Annotated in this window: 15 protein-coding genes and 1 pseudogene; 10 read left to right on the forward strand and 6 right to left on the reverse strand. The window is 52.0% G+C overall.

The window, feature by feature from the left end; all coding sequences use genetic code 11:
* Window positions 1–23: 23 nt before the first annotated feature.
* On the reverse strand, window positions 24–926 hold the full coding sequence (locus tag JSN25_RS16045) for an endonuclease/exonuclease/phosphatase family protein (RefSeq protein WP_121529055.1): 903 nt from the start codon (window positions 924–926) through the stop codon (window positions 24–26).
* Window positions 927–1,344: 418 nt separating this feature from the next.
* Between JSN25_RS16045 and JSN25_RS16050 the strand changes: the two genes are divergently transcribed.
* Window positions 1,345–3,060, forward strand: coding sequence for an ABC-F family ATP-binding cassette domain-containing protein (locus JSN25_RS16050; protein WP_204525127.1), 1,716 nt, complete (start codon window positions 1,345–1,347; stop codon window positions 3,058–3,060).
* A gap of 70 nt (window positions 3,061–3,130) precedes the next feature.
* Here JSN25_RS16050 and JSN25_RS16055 read toward each other — a convergent pair.
* The 4 genes and pseudogenes from JSN25_RS16055 to fdnG all read right to left on the reverse strand — a co-directional run.
* Window positions 3,131–3,731 (reverse strand): annotated as a pseudogene (locus JSN25_RS16055) (inorganic diphosphatase); the annotation flags it as partial.
* A gap of 127 nt (window positions 3,732–3,858) precedes the next feature.
* Window positions 3,859–4,515 carry a formate dehydrogenase-N subunit gamma gene (gene fdnI, locus JSN25_RS16060; RefSeq protein WP_038640638.1) on the reverse strand — a complete coding sequence of 219 codons (657 nt, stop codon included), beginning with the start codon at window positions 4,513–4,515 and terminating at the stop codon, window positions 3,859–3,861.
* Window positions 4,508–5,392 carry a formate dehydrogenase N subunit beta gene (gene fdnH, locus JSN25_RS16065; RefSeq protein ID WP_038640640.1) on the reverse strand — a complete coding sequence of 295 codons (885 nt, stop codon included), beginning with the start codon at window positions 5,390–5,392 and terminating at the stop codon, window positions 4,508–4,510. Before fdnH ends, fdnI begins: the two co-directional genes overlap by 8 nt.
* A gap of 12 nt (window positions 5,393–5,404) precedes the next feature.
* Window positions 5,405–8,452, reverse strand: coding sequence for a formate dehydrogenase-N subunit alpha (gene fdnG / locus JSN25_RS16070; protein WP_121529057.1), 3,048 nt, complete (start codon window positions 8,450–8,452; stop codon window positions 5,405–5,407).
* Between the two features lie 286 nt (window positions 8,453–8,738).
* Here fdnG and yddG point away from each other — a divergent pair, with 286 nt between their 5' ends.
* The 3 genes from yddG to JSN25_RS16085 all read left to right on the forward strand — a co-directional run bounded on the left by yddG (window position 8,739) and on the right by JSN25_RS16085 (window position 11,684).
* A complete protein-coding gene (gene yddG / locus JSN25_RS16075) occupies window positions 8,739–9,620 on the forward strand; it encodes an aromatic amino acid efflux DMT transporter YddG (protein WP_204525128.1) in 882 nt (293 codons plus the stop codon).
* A 460-nt stretch (window positions 9,621–10,080) separates the two neighbouring features.
* Window positions 10,081–11,160, forward strand: a complete 1,080-nt coding sequence (gene ompD / locus JSN25_RS16080; RefSeq protein WP_038640648.1) for a porin OmpD — start codon at window positions 10,081–10,083, stop codon at window positions 11,158–11,160.
* A gap of 83 nt (window positions 11,161–11,243) precedes the next feature.
* Window positions 11,244–11,684, forward strand: coding sequence for a GFA family protein (locus tag JSN25_RS16085; protein WP_038640650.1), 441 nt, complete (start codon window positions 11,244–11,246; stop codon window positions 11,682–11,684).
* On the opposite strand, the gene JSN25_RS16090 is transcribed toward JSN25_RS16085, so the two are convergent.
* Window positions 11,685–13,172 (reverse strand): MFS transporter, encoded by a 1,488-nt coding sequence (locus JSN25_RS16090; protein ID WP_087856599.1) that lies wholly within the window; start codon window positions 13,170–13,172, stop codon window positions 11,685–11,687.
* A 117-nt stretch (window positions 13,173–13,289) separates the two neighbouring features.
* On the opposite strand from JSN25_RS16090, the gene JSN25_RS16095 reads away from it, so the two are divergent.
* The 6 genes from JSN25_RS16095 (at window position 13,290) to narI (ending at window position 22,205) form a co-directional block, all read left to right on the forward strand.
* Entirely contained in the window at window positions 13,290–13,868 is a 579-nt protein-coding gene (locus tag JSN25_RS16095) for a TetR family transcriptional regulator (protein WP_121529060.1), read from the forward strand.
* Between the two features lie 211 nt (window positions 13,869–14,079).
* Entirely contained in the window at window positions 14,080–15,465 is a 1,386-nt protein-coding gene (locus JSN25_RS16100; RefSeq protein ID WP_085048191.1) for a NarK family nitrate/nitrite MFS transporter, read from the forward strand.
* 86 nt (window positions 15,466–15,551) lie between these two features.
* Window positions 15,552–19,292: a nitrate reductase subunit alpha gene (locus tag JSN25_RS16105; RefSeq protein ID WP_204525129.1), complete on the forward strand. Its 3,741-nt coding sequence runs from the start codon at window positions 15,552–15,554 to the stop codon at window positions 19,290–19,292.
* The gene (gene narH, locus JSN25_RS16110) at window positions 19,289–20,833 is read left to right on the forward strand and encodes a nitrate reductase subunit beta (RefSeq protein ID WP_038640659.1); all 1,545 of its coding nucleotides are present in this window, start codon (window positions 19,289–19,291) and stop codon (window positions 20,831–20,833) included. The genes JSN25_RS16105 and narH overlap by 4 nt, the downstream gene beginning before the upstream one ends.
* On the forward strand, window positions 20,833–21,528 hold the full coding sequence (gene narW, locus JSN25_RS16115; RefSeq protein WP_038640661.1) for a nitrate reductase molybdenum cofactor assembly chaperone: 696 nt from the start codon (window positions 20,833–20,835) through the stop codon (window positions 21,526–21,528). The genes narH and narW overlap by 1 nt, the downstream gene beginning before the upstream one ends.
* Window positions 21,525–22,205, forward strand: coding sequence for a respiratory nitrate reductase subunit gamma (gene narI / locus JSN25_RS16120; protein ID WP_087856595.1), 681 nt, complete (start codon window positions 21,525–21,527; stop codon window positions 22,203–22,205). The genes narW and narI overlap by 4 nt, the downstream gene beginning before the upstream one ends.
* The last annotated feature ends 18 nt before the right edge of the window (window positions 22,206–22,223 follow it).

Raw genomic sequence — 22,223 nt, forward strand, 5'->3', positions numbered from 1 at the left:
ATGAACGAAATACAGTATGTAGATTACTGTTCTGAAAGTTCCAGCTCAGCGATAACCGGCAGGTGATCGCTCGCCGTAGACCACGTAAATTCGGGTGAGTTATGTGGAATTTCCAGATTTTTGACGTTCCACTTCTGCCCTTTAAACGTGAAAATATGGTCTATATCGATCGCAGGGTTAACGGCTGGCCAACTGCGGGTATCAACCCCTTCTTTCGTCACTTCGTTGAAAAAGTAACGTATTTCTTTCAGCGGCTGCTCGTCCCGGGTCGAATTAAAGTCCCCTGCAAGGATTTTAATTGAGGAGGCGATATCCGGGAAATCTGATGTCGCGTCGCCAATGCTGATATCTAAAAGATAGCGGGCTTGTTCCGTACGCATGGTAGGATCTTTTTGCCAGTCGAGATGGGTCACCATAATGATGGGGGCAGAATCAAACCCAGGCACGTCAACCTGCGCCAGTAACGCCACGCGTTGTTCAGCATTACCCGACGGTAATTTTACCACCTGCGTGTGCAATATTTTATATTTGGAAAGCAGTCCTAACCCGTACTCACCGCCATCAAAATCGAGTGCTTTACCAAAGGCGTAATACAGTTTATTGGCATCAGCGATTTTTTTGAGTTGATCGATCTTTTGACTGCGCCCTGTTTTATTATCAACCTCTGGCACTGCTATAATATCTGCATCTATTCTTTTAATAGCTGAATTAAGTGCCGTAAAATCCGCCACATCAGCAGATGCTTCATTTTTACCAATGTTATAGGTGGCAATCTTTAAATGCGGGTTATTCTGCGTGTAAATTTTGTCAGGAACACCACCCTTTTGCACTTTAAGTATCTCATTACCAGCGAGTTTTTCACTTGCTTGTGCATTTGCAAATAAACATCCCAGCGCAATCATCGTCAATGTCATTGTTTTTTTCATGTCATCTATTCTCCAAATAATAAAATAGTGAGCGACAGCGTACCGGAGAACAGCGATCGTTATTGTGATCCTTAACTCATGCTTTCGACGCGACGAAAATTAACTTTTGCCTGATTTATTTGTCTTGTGATCTGCTGGGCGTTCAAAGCTTGCGCTACCGCGTATGTTGCGCTTACACTTTCATCACCGATTAACATTCTGAAAAACAAAAGGAGGATACTTATGCTGTACTGTGAACGTTTTATCGTTTCACATGCTTTTGGCGATCGCCAGTGCTCAAGCGTTATCGGTATCGTGCTGCGATAACTTCTGCTTGAGCGAAGCTAACTTCTCAATCCCCTTCTCTCGGGCTTACCGGGTTATCGTCAGCGATGTTTGACGAGGCGTTTTTACGCCTGTAACTCTTGAGTAAGCAACAATGAGCACATTACTAACCGCACAATCCTTACACGTTGATACGGCATTTGGCACGCTATTCGACGATCTTTCCTTCACCCTGAAAAAAGGTGACCACATCGGGCTTATCGGTTACAACGGCTGCGGCAAAAGTACGCTGTTAAAACTGCTTGATGGCACGATTTCACCCACCAGCGGGTCTATCGCGCAGGCGAATCACTGTCATCTCGCACGAGTGGAGCAACATTTACCTGACGATATACTGCCGCTTACGTTGCAAGAGGCGGTGCTTGCTCAACTTCCCGAGCATGAACGCGCGAGCCAGCAATGGCGAGTTGAAGCGTTGCTGGCCGAAATGGGTTTCACGCCGGAGAATTTATCTCTGACAGCACAAACGCTGAGCGGCGGACAACACACGCGCCTGTTATTAGCGCGGGCGCTGATGCGAAATCCTGACCTGCTACTGCTGGATGAACCGGGTAACCACCTGGATTTGCCTACATTACTGTGGCTGGAACAGTTCTTACAGAACTGGTCTGGTAGTTTTGTGGTGGTTTCCCACGACCCGCAGTTGCTGGATGCCGTAACTCACGGGACCTGGATCCTGCGCGATCGCACCCTGCATGCCTTCGATCTGCCCTGTAGCGCGGCGCGTCAGGCTCTGGTAGACAGAGACGCCAGCGATGCTTTGCGCCATAAGGCTGAACAAAAGGAGATCGACCGCGTCACCGCCAGCGCCAAACGGCTGGCGACCTGGGGGCGGGTCTACGACAATGAAGACCTTTCCCGTAAAGCCAAGCAGATGGAAAAACAGGTGCTGCGCCTGAAAGAGGTACAAACCGAAGTAACCTCGGGAAGTCAGTGGACACTAACATTGCAGGGTGATGCCCTGCGTGCGGATCGTTTGCTGGAGATGACTCATCTGTCCGTGGCCCCTGCTCCTGGCGCAGATTCGCTGTTTTCGATAGCCGGTATCCGCGTAAAAAGCGGCGATCGCGTGGCGATTGTCGGGCGCAATGGGTGTGGGAAATCATCGCTGTTAAGGCTTATCTGGCAACAGTTTCACTCACAGCTGGCATCGCCTTCATTGGTGTTACACCCGCGCGTTACGCTGGGGTATTACGATCAAACGCTGCACCAACTCGCTGATGACGACTCGCTGTTTGACGCGCTGGAAGCGTTTGCTCCTCAGCCTGATATTCGCAAAATGGCCTTGATTAGCGCGGGCTTTCCATGGGTTCGTCACGCACAGCGGGTCAGTACATTAAGCGGTGGCGAGCGTTCCCGGTTATTGTTTGTGGGACTGACGCTTGCGCGTTATAGCCTGCTGATGCTTGATGAACCGACCAACCATCTGGATATGGAAGGCAAAGAGGCGCTGGCAGAAACGCTGCAAAGCTATCACGGCGGCGTGCTGCTGGTCAGTCACGATCGCCAGCTTATCAGCAAAAGCTGTAACCGGTTCTGGTTTATTGAGAACGGCGAACTCAGCGAATGGCACGATCTCGACGCGATCAACGCGCGAATTCGGGAAACATCTGCTGAGATACCCGTCCCGAAAACGGTGGTTGAAGCGAGAAATGAAATAAGCCGCGACAGTGATGCGTTACTGGAACAACTTCTCGAACTGGAGCAGCGGCTGGCCGACGATCTCGCTCGTAAGCCGAAACATCAAAAACCGCTGTTACAAGCGCAATGGCGTCAGGAGATTGCGCGTCTGAACTCAATACTGGAGTAAACCGCGTAGCCGGATGGCGGGCCTACATCAGCAAAATGCGCCTGTAGGCCCGTCATCCGGCATGCCATGTATTACTGCGGTTTTTTCTCTTTCCAGGCATCCCAGGCCTGTTTGATCTCTTGCTTTGCCGTAGCGGCGTCGTTGAAACCGTTTAATTCTACCTTTTTGCGCCCTTCCGGCAGATCTTTGTACACGCGGAAGAAAGATTCCAGGCGTTGCACTTCAATCTTGGGCAGATCGCTCAACTCTTTGATGTCATCATAAGTCGGGTCAATTTTACTGGCCGGAACGGCGACAATTTTGTCGTCCTTTTCTCCGCCGTCGATCATCTTCAGCACGCCAATCGCGCGCAGCTTAATCAATGTTCCTGGGGCCAGTGGCGCACGGGTATAAAAAATGACGTCCAGCGGGTCGCCGTCACCGGCTAAAGATTGAGTCAACGAGCCGTAGTTGGCGGGATAGGCAACCGGCATTGACTGGAAGCGATCGGCAACGATAAAACCGGTTTTGGCGTCGGTTTCATATTTAATCATTCCACCTGCCGGGATTTCAGTTACGGCATAAAACTCTTCCGGGTTATTTTCCGGCTGAGGAAATTCGAGGATGTTCTGCGCCTGAGCGGACGCACAAAGAAACACGCTGACTGCGAGTAATTTTTTTACCAGATGCATTGTCTTTTAACTCTTCTATTATTAAAGACAACACCTTACGTTGAGCAGATGACAGAAACATGACGTTTTTTTGGCAAAAAAATGGCGCTACTGATGTAGCGCCATTACGTGGAGGTAACGTCAGGGATTAGTTAACCCCTTCCTCGCTCTCTTTTTTCGCTTCTTGTCTTTCGACTTCGCGATACCAGCGCGGGTGATGTTTCTTCGCCCAGCGACGGCTCACTTTCCCTTCGATCATGCCTTTAATAGAGCCTTTCACCCAGAATGCCATATACATATGGATGAGGATGGCGTGCATCAGGATAATGCCTGCCGCCGCATGGATCAGCAGGCTATAACGCACGACCTGCATCGGGAAGAACTGTGCAAAGTACGGACGCCAGATAATAATGCCGGTAATCAGCAGCACGAAAATCATGCTCATGATCGACCAGAACATCATTTTCTGTCCGGCGTTGTACTTGCCCACATCCGCCACTTTATGTTCATTGCCTTTCAGCACTTCCACAATGTTTTTCAGCCACGGAATATCTTTTTTATCCGGGATGTTGTGGTGAACAAAGCGTACAAACATGAACATTAACGCCACGAAGATCAGCAGCCCGAAGAACGGGTGCAAAATACGCCCCATCTGCGGCGTACCGAAAGTTTGCGTCAGCCATTGCAGAGTCGGGAAGAAAAATGAAATCCCCGACAGCGCCACCAGGAAGAAGCAGATCACCACCGTCCAGTGACAGGCGCGGTCGATAAACTTCGTGCGCACAATCATTTTCGACTTACTCATGATGATCCTCCTCGTCGTCGTCCACTTCCTTATTCGGACCAATACCAACGTAGTGGTAAATAAGTCCGGCGAAGGTGGCGATAAATCCGGCTGCGGCCAGCGGTTTCAGCGCCCCTTTCCACAGATTGATAGAGGTATCAATCTGCGGATCTTTCGGCAGGCCGTGGTACAGCTCCGGCTGGTTGGCATGATGCAGAACGTACATCACATGCGTCCCCCCCACACCTTCCGGGTTGTAGAGTCCGGCGTGTTCGAAACCGCGAGCTTTCAGTTTGGCCACCCGCTGTTCGCCCATTTCCAGCATTTCCTGCTTGGTGCCGAAATGTATTGCCCCTGTTGGACAGGTCTTGACGCAGGCAGGCTCCTGCCCGACGCTGACGCGGTCCACACACAGCGTACATTTATACACGCGGTTATCCTCTTTATTGAGGCGCGGAATATTAAATGGACACCCGGCAATACAGTAGCCGCAGCCAATGCAGTGCTCTGACTGGAAATCGACAATCCCGTTGGCGTACTGAATAATCGCCCCGGCAGACGGGCACGCCTTCAGGCAGCCCGGATCTTCACAGTGCATACAGCCGTCTTTACGAATTAGCCACTCAAGCTTGCCGTTCTGTTCGGTTTCGCTAAATCGCATCACCGTCCAGGATTTGGCGCTGAGATCGGCGGGGTTGTCATACACCCCGACGCAATGACCGACTTCATCGCGGATATCGTTCCACTCTGAACATGCCACCTGGCAGGCCTTACAGCCTATACAGGTGGACACATCGATCAGTTTCGCGACCTCTGCTTTGTAATCACGGGCCTGAGGCGGCGGCGTGATGGAGTTTGTTGCGGACCGTTTGATGATGTCCTGCGTTTCCATAGACATATATTCGCCCCCTTACGCCTTCTCGATGTTTACTAAAAACGCTTTGTATTCCGGCGTTTGCGAGTTTGCATCACCGACATTCGGCGTCAGGGTGTTGGCGATATAGCCTTTACGCGCGACTCCTTCAAAGCCCCAGTGGATCGGGATCCCAACCGTTTCGACCTGCTGACCATTGACGTTCAGGGTACGCAGACGACGCGTAACCACCGCAACTGCGCGAATAAATCCACGCTTGCTGCTGACTTTCACGCGATCGCCGTTATTGATACCTTTCGCTGCCGCCAGCGTTTCGCTGATTTCCACAAACTGTTCTGGTTGAGCAATCGCATTCAGCAATGCGTGCTTGGTCCAGGTATGGAAGTGTTCGGTCAGACGATAAGTCGTCCCAACGTACGGGAAGTCCTGTTTGGTTCCCATGCGTAGCTTATCCGCCTCGTACAGACGGGCTGCCGGGTTGGAGATTACGTTTGGGTGCAGCGGGTTGGTACCCAGCGGCGTTTCCATTGGCTCGTAGTGTTCCGGGAACGGCCCTTCCGCCATCTTATCAATGGCGAACAGACGACCCAGACCTTCCGGCTGCATGATAAACGGATTGGTGCCGCTGCCAGGCGCCGCGGTGTTGAAGTCCGGGATGTCGTTCCCCGTCCACTTCGTACCGTTCCACTGGATCAGCATGCGTTTGGGATCCCACGGTTTACCCTGCGGATCCGCCGACGCGCGGTTATACAGAACGCGACGGTTCAGTGGCCATGCCCATGCCCAACCCAGCGTGTTACCCAGCCCTGACGGGTCGGCGTTATCGCGGTTGGCCATCTGGTTGCCCTGCTCGGTCCAGCTCCCGGTATAAATCCAGCAGGAAGATGAGGTTGTGCCATCATCACGCAGAAGCGCAAAGCTATTGAGCAACTGGCCTTTCTTCGCAATCAGCACACCGTTGGCATCATAGAGATCTTCCAGCGCATAGCCGTTGTTCTCTTTCGCCACTTCCTCTGAATGCGGTTCGTCCGGCTGCTTATAGTTCCAACTCATTTTCAGCACGGGTTCAACTGCTTTACCGCCTTCAGTGCGGTACATGTCGCGCAGACGGTGGTAAATGCCGGCCAGAATTTCGCCGTCGTTACGGGCTTCGCCCGGCGCGTCCTGACCTTTCCAGTGCCACTGCAACCAGCGACCGGAGTTGGCAATTGAACCGTCCTCTTCCGCAAAGCAGGTTGACGGCAAACGGAAGACTTCGGTCTGGATAGATGCCGGATCAACGTCGTTTGATTCGCCGTGGTTTTGCCAGAACGTTGAAGTTTCTGTCACCAGCGGATCGATAACGACCAGATACTTCAGTTTGCTCAGGGACTGCACCACTTTGTTTTTGTCCGGGAAGGACGCAACCGGGTTAAAGCCCTGACAGATGTAACCGGTGACTTTTCCGCTGTCCATCATGTTGAAGTATTTGATCACGTCGTAGGACTGATCCCACTTCGGCAGCCACTCAAAGCCCCAGTCATTCTCTTTCTGCGCCGCATTGCCGTAGAAAGATTTCATCAGGCTAACGAAAAACTTCGGATAGTTGCCCCAGTAGTTAACCTGATCGGCCAACGTCGCTTTTGGCGTGTTCGCGGCCAGATAGGTTTGCAGATCTGTCTGTTTCTCTGACGGCAGCGTCAGGTAGCCCGGCAGGCTGGTAGAGAGCAGACCTAAGTCGGTTAACCCCTGAATGTTGGAGTGACCGCGCAAGGCGTTGACACCACCACCGGCCATCCCCATATTGCCGAGCAGCAACTGGATCATCGCCATGGTGCGGATGTTTTGCGCCCCGACGGTATGCTGCGTCCAGCCCAGCGCATACAGGAAGGTGGTTGTACGATCGGCTGCGCTGGTGGAAGCCAGCACTTCGCAGACTTTCAGGAAGTCTTCTTTTGGCGTACCGCAGATATTTTCCACCACATCTGGCGTGTAACGGGATACATGCTGTTTCAGCAGGTTCCACACGCAGCGCGGATGGCTTAATGTTTCATCGCGTTTGGCGTAGCCGTTTTCATCGAACTGATAGTTCCAGGACGATTTATCGTACTGACGTTTTTTCGCGTCATACCCGCTGAACAGACCCTCTTCGAAAGCAAAATCATCCCGCACCAGCAGGCTGGCGTTGGTGTAATGCTTAACGTATTCAGCGTTGATTTTGTTATTTTCAATCAGGTACAGCAAAACGCCGGACAGGAACGTAATATCCGTGCCGGAACGAATCGGTGCGTAAATATCCGCCACCGAGGCTGTACGTGTAAAACGTGGGTCAACAACAATCAGCGTGGCGTCATTGTTGTTTTTAGCTTCCATCGCCCAGCGGAATCCCACCGGATGTGCTTCAGCGGCGTTACCGCCCATCACCATCACGACGTTAGCATTTTTAATATCAACCCAGTGGTTGGTCATCGCACCGCGACCAAATGTTGGAGCAAGACTTGCTACCGTTGGTCCGTGTCAGACGCGCGCCTGGTTGTCTACTGCCAGCATGCCGAGTGAGCGCACAAATTTTTGCGTCAGCATGCCGGTTTCATTACTTGCTGCAGATGCGCACAGCATCCCGGTTGAAAGCCAGCGGTTAACCGTTACGCCCTGCTCATTTTTCTCAATAAAGTTGGCGTCACGGTCAGTTTTCATCAGCTTCGCGATGCGGGAGAAAGCTTCATCCCAGCTGATACGCTGCCATTTGTCGGAACCAGGAGCGCGATATTCCGGGTAACGCAGACGGTTTTCACTGTGTACGTAATCCAGTAATCCTGCGCCCTTAGGACATAATGCCCCCCGGCTCACCGGATGATCCGGATCCCCTTCAATATGGTAAATCGACTCTTTGGCGTTTTTTGCTCCATCACCCAGGCTATACATTAATAGCCCGCAACCTACGGAACAGTATGTGCAGGTGTTTCGGATCTCTTTGGCGCGTAATAACTTATAGTTTCGTGCCTGAGCCAGTGCCATTTTGGGTGCAAAACCCAGAGCGGCTACTGTTGTTCCCGCCATACCGCCCGCGCAGATTTTAAAAAATTGTCTGCGGCTGACGTCCATTGCTTTCCTCTTTTTTGCAGGGATTCGTACAAGAAATCTCTCAAAGTGCGTAATCGAGGCAGCCTGAAAGATGACATGTACAACTTCGCGACGAAACTATCAGCTATATCCATATTTTTTTTGCGTCAAATCAAAAACGAAACGGTTCCGCTACTAAATAGTGCACTTTGTTTAACCCTTGTACCCATAAGGAGGTATGCAAAAGGTAATTAATTAGCGTGCTATGGTGTAAAAGTGCTATAAATTTCAGCTTATTTTTTGCCAGTGGTATGGACAGAGAAACAGAATGACAAAACAAAAAGCAACGTTAATTGGTCTGATTGCCATCGTACTCTGGAGCACGATGGTTGGACTTATTCGGGGAGTGAGTGAGGGACTGGGACCTGCTGGCGGCGCAGCGATGATTTTTTCATTAAGCGGCCTGTTGCTCATATTTACTGTCGGATTTCCAAATATCAGAAAAATTCCTGTTCGCTATTTAATCGCCGGTAGCGTGCTTTTTGTTAGCTATGAAATTTGTTTAGCACTGGCCCTGGGTTATGCCGCTACCCGTCATCAGGCTATTGAAGTCGGGATGGTAAATTATCTCTGGCCAAGCCTGACGATATTGTTCGCCATATTATTTAATGGTCAAAAATCAACCTGGCTGGTCATTCCTGGATTAATTATCGCATTGACCGGTGTTTGTTGGGTATTAGGTGGTGAAAATGGCCTCAATCCTGGCGAAATTATCAGCAATGTTGCCAGTAGTCCGCTCAGTTATTTTCTCGCCTTTCTGGGGGCTTTTATCTGGGCCACATATTGCACAGTGACCAATAAATATGCAAAAGGCTTTAACGGCATCACGGTGTTCGTCTTACTGACAGCCGCAAGTCTGTGGGTTTACTATTTTGTCACCCCTCAGCTGGAAATGGTTTTCAGCACTCCGGTGACGATTAAAATGTTCACTGCAGCATTAACGTTAGGATTTGCCTATGCTGCGTGGAATATTGGTATTTTGCACGGTAATGTCACCATTATGGCGGTGGGTTCTTATTTTACGCCCGTACTGTCCTCCGCGCTTGCCGCCGTGCTACTCAGCGCCCCGCTATCACTTTCTTTCTGGCAAGGCGCGCTGATGGTTTGCGCTGGCTCGCTACTTTGCTGGTTGGCAACGCGCCGCGCCTGAAAAAAAACCGGGTTTTATCACAAATAAATAAAATCCGGCTATACTTTAGCCAGGCTGATGGATAATTATTGCGCATTGCACTTGTGTTTTTTGTTTATATTTGTTTAATTAAATGTTAAATATATGATTATTAGTTAACGCGTGAAAGTATTTCATGTTTATCTATAACCCTCTGCATGTATATATTATACAAGCGAAACTAACGCCATTTAAACCATAGCTGCCATAATAGTCCCCTGCGTAAATATATCTCATCAGATTTGTCACATATTAAGATTAATACAATCAGCTGTATTATGTAGATCTGGATCACACAACTTCAAATATTTCGCAATATTATGAAACTTATTATTGAACTTATACCACTGCGTCATTTAAAAATGGTTTGCCATTGACGAACCCCTTCGTTTAGCAATGGTTTAGGAAACACACCAAGAAAAAATTATAAGGATTATTTAGAATGAAACTTAAATTAGTTGCAGTGGCAGTGACTAGCCTGTTGGCGGCAGGTGCAGTAAACGCGGCTGAGGTATATAACAAAGACGCAAACAAACTGGATATCTACGGTAAAGTTCACGCTCAGCATTATTTCTCTGATGACACCAGCAGCGATGGCGACAAAACCTACGCACGTCTGGGCTTCAAAGGCGAAACTCAGATCAATGACCAACTGGTTGGTTTTGGTCAGTGGGAATATGAATTCAAAGGCAACCGTTCTGAAGATCAGGGTTCCGAAGCAGACAAAACCCGTCTGGCATTCGCTGGCCTGAAATTCGCTGAATACGGTTCTTTCGACTACGGTCGTAACTACGGCGTAGCTTACGACATCGGCGCATGGACCGACGTTCTGCCAGAGTTCGGTGGCGATACCTGGACCCAGACTGACGTATTCATGACTCAGCGTGCTACCGGCGTTGCAACCTACCGTAACACCGATTTCTTCGGTCTGGTTGAAGGTCTGAACTTTGCTGCTCAGTATCAGGGCAAAAACGATCGTAACAATGAAGTAGAAGCAAACGGCGACGGTTTCGGTCTGTCTACTACTTATGAGTACGAAGGTTTTGGCGTTGGTGCGACCTACGCGAAATCTGACCGTACCGACCGTCAGGTTCGTAACGGTAACAACGGTCTGTACGCATCCGGTCAGAATGCGGAAGTATGGGCTGCTGGTCTGAAATATGATGCGAATAACATCTACCTGGCGACCACCTACTCCGAAACCCGCAACATGACTACGTTCGGTAAAATCGACGGTATTGCTAACAAAGCTCAGAACTTTGAAGCTGTTGCTCAGTACCAGTTCGACTTCGGCCTGCGTCCGTCCGTTGCTTACCTGAAATCCAAAGGTAAAGATCTGGGTTATTTCGGCGACCAGGATCTGGTTGAATACGTAGACTTGGGTGCTACCTACTACTTCAACAAAAACATGTCTACCTTCGTTGATTACAAAATCAACCTGCTGGATGACAACAACTTCACCCGCTATGCAGGTGTAAGCACTGACAACATCGTGGCTGTTGGTCTGAACTACCAGTTCTAATTTTGTTGTAGTCTGAATACAAAGCCAGTCCTTTCGGGGCTGGCTTTTTCTCTTGATGTAGTCTCGGTCATAAGGAGTATGCCGTGCAGACGTTCACTGGTCGTTGTCTTTGCGGACAGAGTCATTTTACCGTTGACGTCGAAATGCTGGATGTCTATGCCTGCCACTGTACGTTGTGTCAGAAATGGTCGGGTGGCATCGCTATGTATCTGGAGGCCAGCGCTCATCCGCAGATGTCGCCGGATTCAGCCCAACCCTCACACTTTCCTTCTTCAAATCGTGGTGAACGTTTCTTCTGTTCCGGCTGTGGGTGCCCGCTGTGGTTTACCCTGACGGGTAGCGAACGCTATTTTGTGCCGTGGACGCTACTGGAACTTAACGAGGTAGATCGCCGCCGCCTGGTGTTAGCGGCAGAAATCTATACGGAAACTCAACCTGCATTCTGGAGACTGACGGGGCAATACGCTCGCTTGAGTGGAAAAGAAGTCGAAGAGATGGATTACCCCTGTCATTTAGCCCACTAGTTATTGACGCTGTAGCTTTGCCAGACTGAACCACATCCCTATCGCTAATACGATAAGCATACTGCCAGCGCTGCTTAAGGCCACGCTATGTGACCAGGTAAAGGCTTCTCTGGCAGCCGCCAGCAATGCCTCACTCAGCGACGACGGGAGCGAATGCGCCAGTTGCACCGCTTCACCCATTGATGATGAGGCGCGCTCTATCTCCTGCGGATTAAGTCCGGCAGGTGGCAGAATCGAGGCAGAAAAGCTACGGCTCAACAGTAAGCCAAAGATAGCGATGCCAAGCCCGGCGCCAAGTTCATAAGCCATCGTCTCAATGGCGCCAGCCGCTGCCGCTTTTTCTGCCGGGGCTGCTGCCATGATTGCCGCAGTTGAGGCCAAAAGCGCACTTGCCGCGCTGAATCCGAGCAAGGCCATCAATATCCACGCTTGTATTTGCTGCGTACTGAAATCCGTCATCGCCAGACCGTAAAAACTGACGGCGCTGAGCGCCATGCCCGCCGTTGCCACACAACGTAATCCCAGACGTGACACCAACATGCCGGCAATGGGGCCGCTGAAACCACTTGCCAGCATCACCGGCAGCATAAACAGACCGGCCTGATACGGCGTCAAACCGTGCACAAACTGGAGCTCCTGAGCCATCAGCAATTCGAAACCAACCAGCGTAATCATCGCGGTCATCGCCATCACTACGCCGCTTAAGATAATGCGATGCGTAAACAGCCGCATATCAATCATTGGCCGCGAAGCTGCTAGCTGGATACGGACAAACTGCCCCAACAGCAATGCTCCGGTTAATAATGTCAGCACGATGGCAGTGGTCGCCATATGACCTTTCAGTGCGGTTTTGGCGCTATAGACCAGCAGCAGAATAGCGACAATCAGCATTATCGCATGACCAAAATTTAACGATTGATCGCGACGTCCAGCCTGGCGTGGCACGAAACGAGCCGTCAATGCCATAACCACCACAACAATAGGCACATTGATTAAGAACACGGATCCCCAATAGAAGTGCTCCAGCAGTATGCCGCCTACTAATGGCCCAAACGCCGCGCCGCCGGAACCGACAGCGGCCCAGACGCCGAGCGCCATATTGCGATGACGCTGTTCGGCAAAGGTGGCGCGAATACCCGCGAGCGTAGCCGGAACAATCATCGCCGCCCCGATCGCTAATACCGCCCGCGTGGCAATCAGCCAACTGGCGCTGTGGGCAAACGCTGCGGCCAGAGATGCCAGGCCAAATAACCCCCCGCCCAACAGCAGCAGACGTTTAAAACCGATGCGATCGCCCAATGCCCCCATTGGCAACACCATGCCAGCCATGACCAGCGAATAAATATCAATAATCCACAGCAGCTCGTTACCACTGGCACCCAGCGTCATACTCAGCGTGGGCGCGGCAACGTGCAGCACCGTTGCATCAATCGCAACAGGGATGTAGACCAGTACAATAATGACTAACGTTAACCACTGACGAAACATAAAACTCCCTAACAAAACCGAAACTGGACACATGTCCAGCTTTAGCGATCCTACGGAAAATTGAACGTATGTCCAACTTTTTGTTAGACTGCGTGCTATAGAGATACAGGAGGAATGATGAGCTATCTGAACCGGGATGAACGTCGGGAAGTGATTCTGCAAGCGGCGATGCGCGTTGCACTGGAAGAAGGGTTTACTGCCATGACCGTACGACGTATAGCGGCGGAAGCCCATGTGGCGACGGGTCAGGTGCATCATCACTTTTCCTCTGCCGGTGAACTCAAGTCACAGGCTTTTGTGCGCCTGATCCGTACCCTGCTTGATGCTGAACTGGTCAGCGAAAACGCCAGTTTTCGGGAACGGCTGCATGCCATGCTGGGCAGCGAAGATGGCGGGTTCGAACCCCATATCAGGCTGTGGCGTGAAGCACAGGTGCTGGCAGATAAAGATCCTGAGATCAAAAGCGCCTATCTGCTGACCATGCGGATGTGGCATGAGGAAACGGCTAACATCATCACTCAGGGACAGAAAGCCGGTGAGTTTTTATCCAACCCAGATGCCGCCGATGTCGCATGGCGTTTAATCGCAGTGGTCTGCGGCCTGGATGGTATGTATGTGTTGGGCATAGAGGAAATGGCCGATCCCGCTTTCGAGCACCACCTGGATCGTATGATTACGCTGGAGTTATTTAGTTGATGTTATAGATGAACAAACAATACATCATTTAAGTTTACAATTAGTAACACTTAACCAACATGTAATTCTCCTCTTATCCCGCGTTATTGCGCTTTTTTATCTATTCTTTCAGTCAATATTCCCAAAACCTTTCAATAGTTTCTAAAAAGAAGCCGCGCGGCCTGTATGCGTTTATTTCTTTTTCATGAACGGCATGTGCATGGAGAATAATATGTCATCATCAAATGAGAAAAATAATCGTTATCTTTTGACTGACTGGAAACCAGAAAACCCTGCCTTTTGGGAAAACAAAGGCAAGCACATTGCCCGTAGAAATCTTTGGATATCAGTAAGTTGCCTTTTGCTTGCCTTCTGCGTCTGGATGCTGTTTAGCGCCGTAGCCGTCAATCTGAATAAAATTGGTTTTAATTTCACCACCGATCAACTGTTTTTATTAACGGCATTACCCTCCCTTTCTGGTGCAATATTGCGCGTTCCCTACTCCTTTATGGTACCTATATTTGGCGGTCGCCGTTGGACCATTTTTAGCACGATTATTCTGGTTATTCCCTGCGTCTGGCTGGGATTTGCCGTGCAAAATACCGCTACTCCGTTTGGAGTATTTATTATTATTGCGCTGATGTGCGGTTTTGCTGGCGCTAACTTTGCCTCCAGCATGGGCAATATTAGTTTTTTCTTCCCCAAAGCAAAGCAAGGCAGCGCGCTGGGCGTTAACGGCGGTCTTGGCAACCTCGGCGTCAGCGTGATGCAGTTGATCGCGCCGCTGGTGATTTTTCTGCCCATATTTACCTTTTTGGGCGTCCAGGGCGTACCGCAAGCAGATGGCTCGTTATTGTCGCTGGCCAATGCCGCATGGATTTGGGTTCCACTTCTGCTAATAGCCACCCTGGCGGCAGGTATGGGAATGAATGATATTGCCAGTTCGAAGGCTTCTATTGCTTCCCAGTTACCGGTCCTCAAGCGTTTTCACTTGTGGCTGTTAAGCCTGCTGTATCTTGCAACTTTCGGGTCATTTATCGGCTTTTCGGCGGGCTTTGCCATGCTGGCGAAAACGCAATTTCCTGACGTGGATATTCTGCAACTGGCGTTCTTCGGCCCCTTCATCGGCGCGCTTGCGCGATCGGCGGGCGGCGTTATCTCTGACAAGTTTGGCGGTGTACGCGTCACGTTAATTAACTTCATCTTTATGGCACTGTTCAGCGCCCTGCTGTTTCTTACTCTGCCGGGGTCCGGTGAAGGAAACTTTGTCGCCTTCTATCTGGTGTTTATGGGGCTGTTCCTGACTGCGGGTCTGGGAAGCGGGTCGACCTTCCAGATGATTGCGGTGATCTTTCGCAAAATCACGATTTACCGGGTGAAACTGCGCGGTGGTACAGAGGAACAGGCCCAGCGTGAAGCGGTAACCGACACCGCCGCCGCGCTTGGATTCATCTCTGCCATTGGCGCAGTGGGGGGCTTCTTCATCCCCAAAGCGTTTGGTTCATCCCTGGCGCTAACCGGCTCTCCGGTGGGGGCTATGAAAATATTTTTGGTGTTTTACATCGTCTGTGTGCTGGTGACCTGGCTGGTCTATGGCCGTAAATCACAAAAAAAATAACGAAATGGATACCGCTGGATCGGACATTCAGGCAGGCCTGGTGTGCGATTCATCGTCGGCAATATTATCGAAGCAGGAGTTATGTCATGAGTAAACTGTTAGATCGCTTTCGCTACTTTAAACAAAAGGGCGATACGTTTGCCGAGGGGCATGGGCAAGTGATGCACACCAATCGGGACTGGGAAGACAGTTATCGTCAGCGCTGGCAGTTCGATAAAATTGTGCGCTCTACCCACGGCGTGAACTGTACCGGCTCATGTAGCTGGAAAATCTACGTCAAAAACGGACTGGTGACCTGGGAAACGCAGCAAACTGACTACCCGCGCACCCGCCCTGACCTGCCAAATCATGAACCCCGCGGCTGTCCGCGCGGCGCCAGCTACTCCTGGTATCTTTACAGCGCCAACCGCCTGAAATATCCGTTAGTGCGTAAACGTTTGATCGAACTGTGGCGCGACGCCCTGACCCGCCAGTCCGACCCGGTGCTGGCCTGGGAATCGATTATGAACGACCCGCAAAAATGCCAGAGCTACAAGCAGGTACGCGGTCGCGGTGGTTTTATCCGTTCTAGCTGGAAAGAACTTAATCAGTTGATTGCCGCCGCCAACGTCTGGACGGTAAAGACCTACGGCCCGGATCGCGTGGCCGGATTTTCACCTATTCCGGCAATGTCGATGGTCTCCTATGCCGCAGGCACGCGTTATCTTTCCCTTCTTGGCGGCACCTGCCTGAGCTTTTATGACTGGTATTGCGACTTACCGCCTGCGTCGCCAATGACCTGGGGCGAGCAGACCGACGTTCCTGAATCCGCCGACTGGTATAACTCCAGTTATATTATTGCCTGGGGTTCTAACGTCCCACAGACCCGTACGCCTGACGCGCACTTTTTTACCGAAGTGCGCTACAAAGGCACTAAAACCATTGCCATTACGCCAGACTACTCGGAAGTCGCCAAACTGTGCGACCAGTGGCTGGCACCAAAACAAGGCACCGACAGCGCGCTGGCGATGGCCATGGGCCACGTCATCCTGAAAGAGTTCCACCTCGACAGGCCCAGCGACTACTTCCTCAATTACTGCCGCCGCTATACCGATATGCCAATGCTGGTTCTGCTGGATGCGCGTGAAGACGGCAGCTACGTTCCTGGCAGAATGATGCGCGCTTCAGACCTTGTTGACGGTCTGGGCGAAAGCAACAATCCGGAGTGGAAAACCGTGGCCTTTAACAGCGCCGGTGAGCTGGTCGTGCCGAACGGCTCCATCGGCTTTCGCTGGGGTGAGACGGGCAAATGGAACCTCGAGTCGTTGGCCGCAGGGGCAGAAACAGAACTTTCCCTCTCGTTGCTGGGTCAGCATGATGACGTGGCGGGGGTAGCATTCCCCTACTTTGGCGGTAACGAAACCCCCCATTTTCGCAGCGTCAAACAAGAACCTGTACTGGTACGGCAACTTCCGGTAAAACGCCTCACCCTCGTCGATGGCCGCAGTTGTCCGGTAGTGAGCGTTTATGATCTGGTGCTGGCGAATTATGGCCTCGATCGTGGTCTGGATGACGTTCATAGCGCACAAGATTACAGCGAAGTGAAAGCCTACACCCCGGCCTGGGGGGAACAAATCACCGGTGTGCCACGCCGTCATATCGAACAAATCGCCAGGGAGTTTGCCGATACGGCACACAAAACTCATGGCCGGTCGATGATCATCCTCGGGGCTGGCGTTAATCACTGGTATCACATGGACATGAACTACCGTGGCATGATTAACATGCTGGTGTTCTGTGGCTGCGTGGGGCAAAGCGGCGGTGGCTGGGCGCACTATGTGGGTCAGGAGAAACTGCGTCCGCAAACCGGCTGGTTACCGCTGGCGTTTGCGCTGGACTGGAACCGCCCGCCGCGTCAGATGAACAGCACTTCTTTTTTCTACAACCACTCCAGCCAGTGGCGTTATGAAAAACTCACCGCGCAGGAGCTCCTCTCTCCGCTGGCCGACGCGTCGAAATTTAGCGGGCATTTAATCGACTTTAACGTACGCGCCGAAAGAATGGGCTGGCTGCCGTCCGCCCCGCAGCTTAACCTCAACCCATTGACCGTGAAAGCGAAGGCTGAACAGGCTGGCTTGTCCCCTGTGGAATACACCGCACAGGCGCTGAAATCGGGTGATATCCGTTTTGCCTGCGAGCAGCCGGACAGCGGCCACAACCATCCGCGCAACCTCTTTGTCTGGCGCTCTAACCTGCTCGGCTCCTCCGGTAAAGGGCATGAATACATGCTCAAGTATTTACTGGGTACCGAAAGCGGGATCCAGGGAGAAGCGCTCGGTTCAAGCGAGGGCATTAAACCTGAAGAGGTGGAATGGCAGGCGGCGGCGATTGAAGGCAAGCTTGATCTGCTGGTCACGCTCGATTTCCGTATGTCCAGTACCTGTCTGTTCTCCGATATCGTTCTGCCGACCGCCACCTGGTACGAAAAAGATGATATGAACACCTCGGATATGCATCCGTTTATTCACCCGCTGTCGGCGGCGGTCGATCCGGCGTGGGAATCGAAGAGCGACTGGGAAATCTATAAAGGCATCGCCAAAGTGTTCTCGGAGATCTGTGTCGGGCACCTTGGGCAAGAAACCGATGTCGTCCTGCAACCGCTGCAACACGACTCACCAGCAGAACTGGCGCAGCCGTTTGACATCCTCGACTGGCGCAAAGGCGAATGCGATCTTGTTCCAGGAAAAACTGCGCCTAATATCGCCGTCGTGGAGCGTGACTACCCTGCCACCTACGAACGTTTTACCTCGCTCGGCCCGCTAATGGACAAGCTTGGAAACGGTGGCAAAGGTATCTCCTGGAATACCCAGACCGAGGTCGATTTCCTCGGCCAGCTGAACTACACCAAACGCGAAGGTCCGGCGAAAGGTCGCCCGCTGATCGACACCGCACTGGATGCGTCGGAGGTGATCCTCGCCCTGGCGCCGGAAACCAACGGTCAGGTGGCAGTCAAAGCCTGGGAAGCGCTGGGCGCCATGACCGGACGCGACCATACGCATCTGGCGTTGAACAAAGAAGATGAGAAGATCCGTTTTCGCGATATTCAGGCGCAGCCGCGCAAAATTATCTCCAGCCCGACCTGGTCCGGTCTTGAAAGCGAACATGTCTCCTATAACGCAGGCTATACCAACGTCCACGAGCTGATCCCATGGCGCACCCTGTCCGGTCGCCAGCAGTTGTATCAGGATCACGCGTGGATGCGTGCATTTGGTGAAAGCCTGGTGGCCTACCGTCCGCCTATCGACACCCGCAGCGTTAGCGAAATGCGCGACGTTCCGCCTAACGGTTTCCCGGAAAAAGCGCTCAACTTCCTGACGCCGCATCAGAAATGGGGGATCCACTCCACCTACAGCGAAAACCTGCTGATGCTGACGCTGTCGCGCGGCGGCCCCATCGTCTGGATCAGCGAGACCGATGCCAAAGAGTTGGGTATTGAAGATAACGACTGGATCGAAGCCTTTAACGCCAATGGCGCGCTTACCGCCCGTGCGGTAGTGAGTCAGCGCGTGCCACCGGGAATGACTATGATGTATCACGCTCAGGAGCGAATCATGAATATTCCCGGCTCAGAAGTCACCGGGATGCGTGGCGGGATCCATAACTCGGTCACCCGCGTCTGCCCGAAACCGACGCATATGATCGGTGGCTATGCGCAGTTGGCGTACAGCTTTAACTATTACGGTACGGTCGGCTCTAACCGCGATGAGTTCATCATGATTAGAAAAATGAAAAATATTAACTGGCTGGATGATGAAGGTCGCGATCAGGTACAGGAGGCGAAAAAATGAAAATACGCTCACAGGTAGGCATGGTTCTTAATCTTGACAAGTGTATCGGCTGCCACACCTGCTCCGTCACCTGTAAAAACGTCTGGACCGGGCGCGAAGGGATGGAATATGCATGGTTTAACAACGTCGAGACCAAACCAGGCATTGGTTATCCGAAAAACTGGGAAGATCAGGAAGAGTGGCAAGGCGGCTGGGTTCGCGATGTCAACGGCAAGATAAGACCGCGTCTGGGCGGCAAGATGGGGGTGATTACCAAAATATTCGCCAACCCGGTGATCCCGCAAATCGATGATTACTATGAGCCGTTTACCTACGATTATCAGCATCTGCATAGCGCACCGGAAGGCAAAAACCAGCCCACTGCGCGTCCACGTTCGTTGATCGACGGTAAACGGATGGACAAGATTATCTGGGGCCCCAACTGGGAAGAGCTGCTCGGCGGCGAGTTCTCAAAACGCGCCCGTGACCGAAACTTCGAGAAAATGCAGAAGGAGATGTACGGTCAGTTCGAAAACACCTTCATGATGTATTTACCGCGACTCTGTGAACACTGTCTGAACCCAAGCTGTGTCGCCACCTGCCCGAGTGGTGCCATCTATAAGCGTGAGGAAGACGGCATTGTGCTGATCGACCAGGACAAATGCCGCGGTTGGCGTTTGTGTATCAGCGGTTGTCCATACAAGAAAATCTATTTTAACTGGAAGAGCGGTAAGTCAGAGAAGTGCATTTTCTGTTACCCGCGGATTGAGTCCGGCCAGCCGACGGTATGTTCAGAAACCTGCGTTGGGCGTATCCGTTATCTCGGTGTATTGCTGTACGACGCCGACCGCATCGAGGAAGCGGCCAGTACCGAGCATGAGACCGACCTGTATGAGCGTCAGTGCGATGTGTTCCTCAATCCGCACGATCCGGCGGTCATCGAAGAGGCGTTAAAACAAGGCATTCCACAGAATGTTATCGACGCCGCCCAACGTTCGCCGGTCTACAAAATGGCAATGGACTGGAAGCTGGCGCTGCCGTTACATCCTGAGTATCGCACCCTGCCGATGGTCTGGTATGTGCCGCCGTTGTCACCGATTCAGTCGGTCGCTGATGCCGGTGGCCTGCCGCACAATGGCAATATTTTACCGGCGGTGGAATCACTGCGTATCCCGGTACAGTACCTCGCCAATATGCTAAGCGCTGGCGATACCGCCCCGGTACTACGCGCGCTCAAACGCATGATGGCGATGCGCCACTATATGCGCTCACAAACCGTCGAAGGCGTGACGGATACCCGCGCCATTGAGGAAGTCGGTTTGACCGTTGAGCAGGTGGAGGAGATGTATCGCTATCTGGCTATCGCCAACTATGAAGACCGCTTCGTGATCCCGACCAGCCACCGTGAAATGGCGCGCGACGCTTTCCCGGAGAAAAACGGTTGTGGTTTCACCTTTGGCGACGGCTGTCACGGTTCGGATACCAAGTTCAACCTGTTTAACAGCAGCCGTATTGATGCCATCGACATTACCGAAGTGCGCGATAAAGCGGAGGGTGAATAATGCAAATCCTCAAGGTTATCGGACTGCTGATGGAATATCCGGACGAACTGCTGTGGGAGTGTAAAGACGACGCGCTGGCGCTGGTGTCCAGCGATGCCCCAATGCTTATCGAATTTAGCCAGGCACTGCTCAATGCGCCATTACTGGATAAGCAAGCCGAATGGTGCGAGGTGTTTGATCGGGGGCGCGCCACCTCACTGCTGTTGTTCGAACATGTCCATGCCGAGTCGCGTGATCGCGGCCAGGCGATGGTTGATCTGCTGGCGCAGTACGAAAAGGTCGGGCTCCAGCTAAACTGCCGCGAGCTGCCGGATCATCTACCGTTGTATCTGGAGTATTTAAGCGTGCTGCCGGAGGCCCAGGCCAAAGAAGGTTTACAGAATGTCGCCCCCATTCTGGCACTGCTTGGCGGTCGCTTAAAACAGCGCGATACGCCGTGGTATCAGTTGTTTGACGCCCTGCTGCTGCTTGCCGGTAGTCCTCTTTCAAGTGACAGTGTCACCAGGCAGGTTGGCGCAGAAACACGTGATGATACCCGTCAGGCCCTGGATGCGGTCTGGGAAGAGGAACAGGTGAAATTTATCGAAGATAACGCCACCGCTTGTGACAGTTCACCGTTACAAAACTATCAACGACGCTTTAGCCAGGACGTGGCGCCGCAGTATGTCGACGTCAGCGCGGGAGGTCCGAAATGATACAGTATCTGAACGTCTTCTTTTACGATATCTACCCGTATCTGTGCGGCACGGTGTTTATCCTCGGCAGTTGGTTGCGTTACGACTACGGGCAATACACCTGGCGCGCCTCTTCCAGTCAAATGCTGGACAAACGCGGTATGGTGTTATGGTCAAACTTGTTCCATATCGGCATTCTGGGGATTTTTTTCGGTCACCTGTTTGGCATGCTGACCCCGCACTGGATGTATGCCTGGTTCCTGCCGATTGCGGTGAAACAGCAAATGGCAATGATTCTCGGCGGTTTTTGCGGCGTGTTAACGTTGGTTGGGGGCGCGGGTTTGCTGGTGCGCCGTCTGACTAATCCACGCATTCGCGCAACATCATCCACCGCCGATATTCTGATCCTGTGCATTCTGCTGGTTCAATGCATTCTCGGCTTAACCACTATTCCGTTCTCCGCACAACACCCTGACGGTAGTGAAATGCTGAAACTGGTCGGTTGGGCGCAGTCGGTGGTGACTTTTCAGGGGGGCGCATCTGCGCATCTGGATGGCGTGGCGCCGATATTCCGTGCCCATCTGGTGTTAGGCATGACGATATTCCTACTGTTTCCATTCACACGTCTTGTACACGTGTGGAGTGCGCCGTTTGAGTACTTCACCCGCCGCTATCAAATTGTGCGCTCGCGCCGCTAATTGCCTCTGATGCCTGGT

This window comes from Citrobacter cronae (assembly GCF_016893685.1).
GTDB lineage: Bacteria > Pseudomonadota > Gammaproteobacteria > Enterobacterales > Enterobacteriaceae > Citrobacter > Citrobacter werkmanii.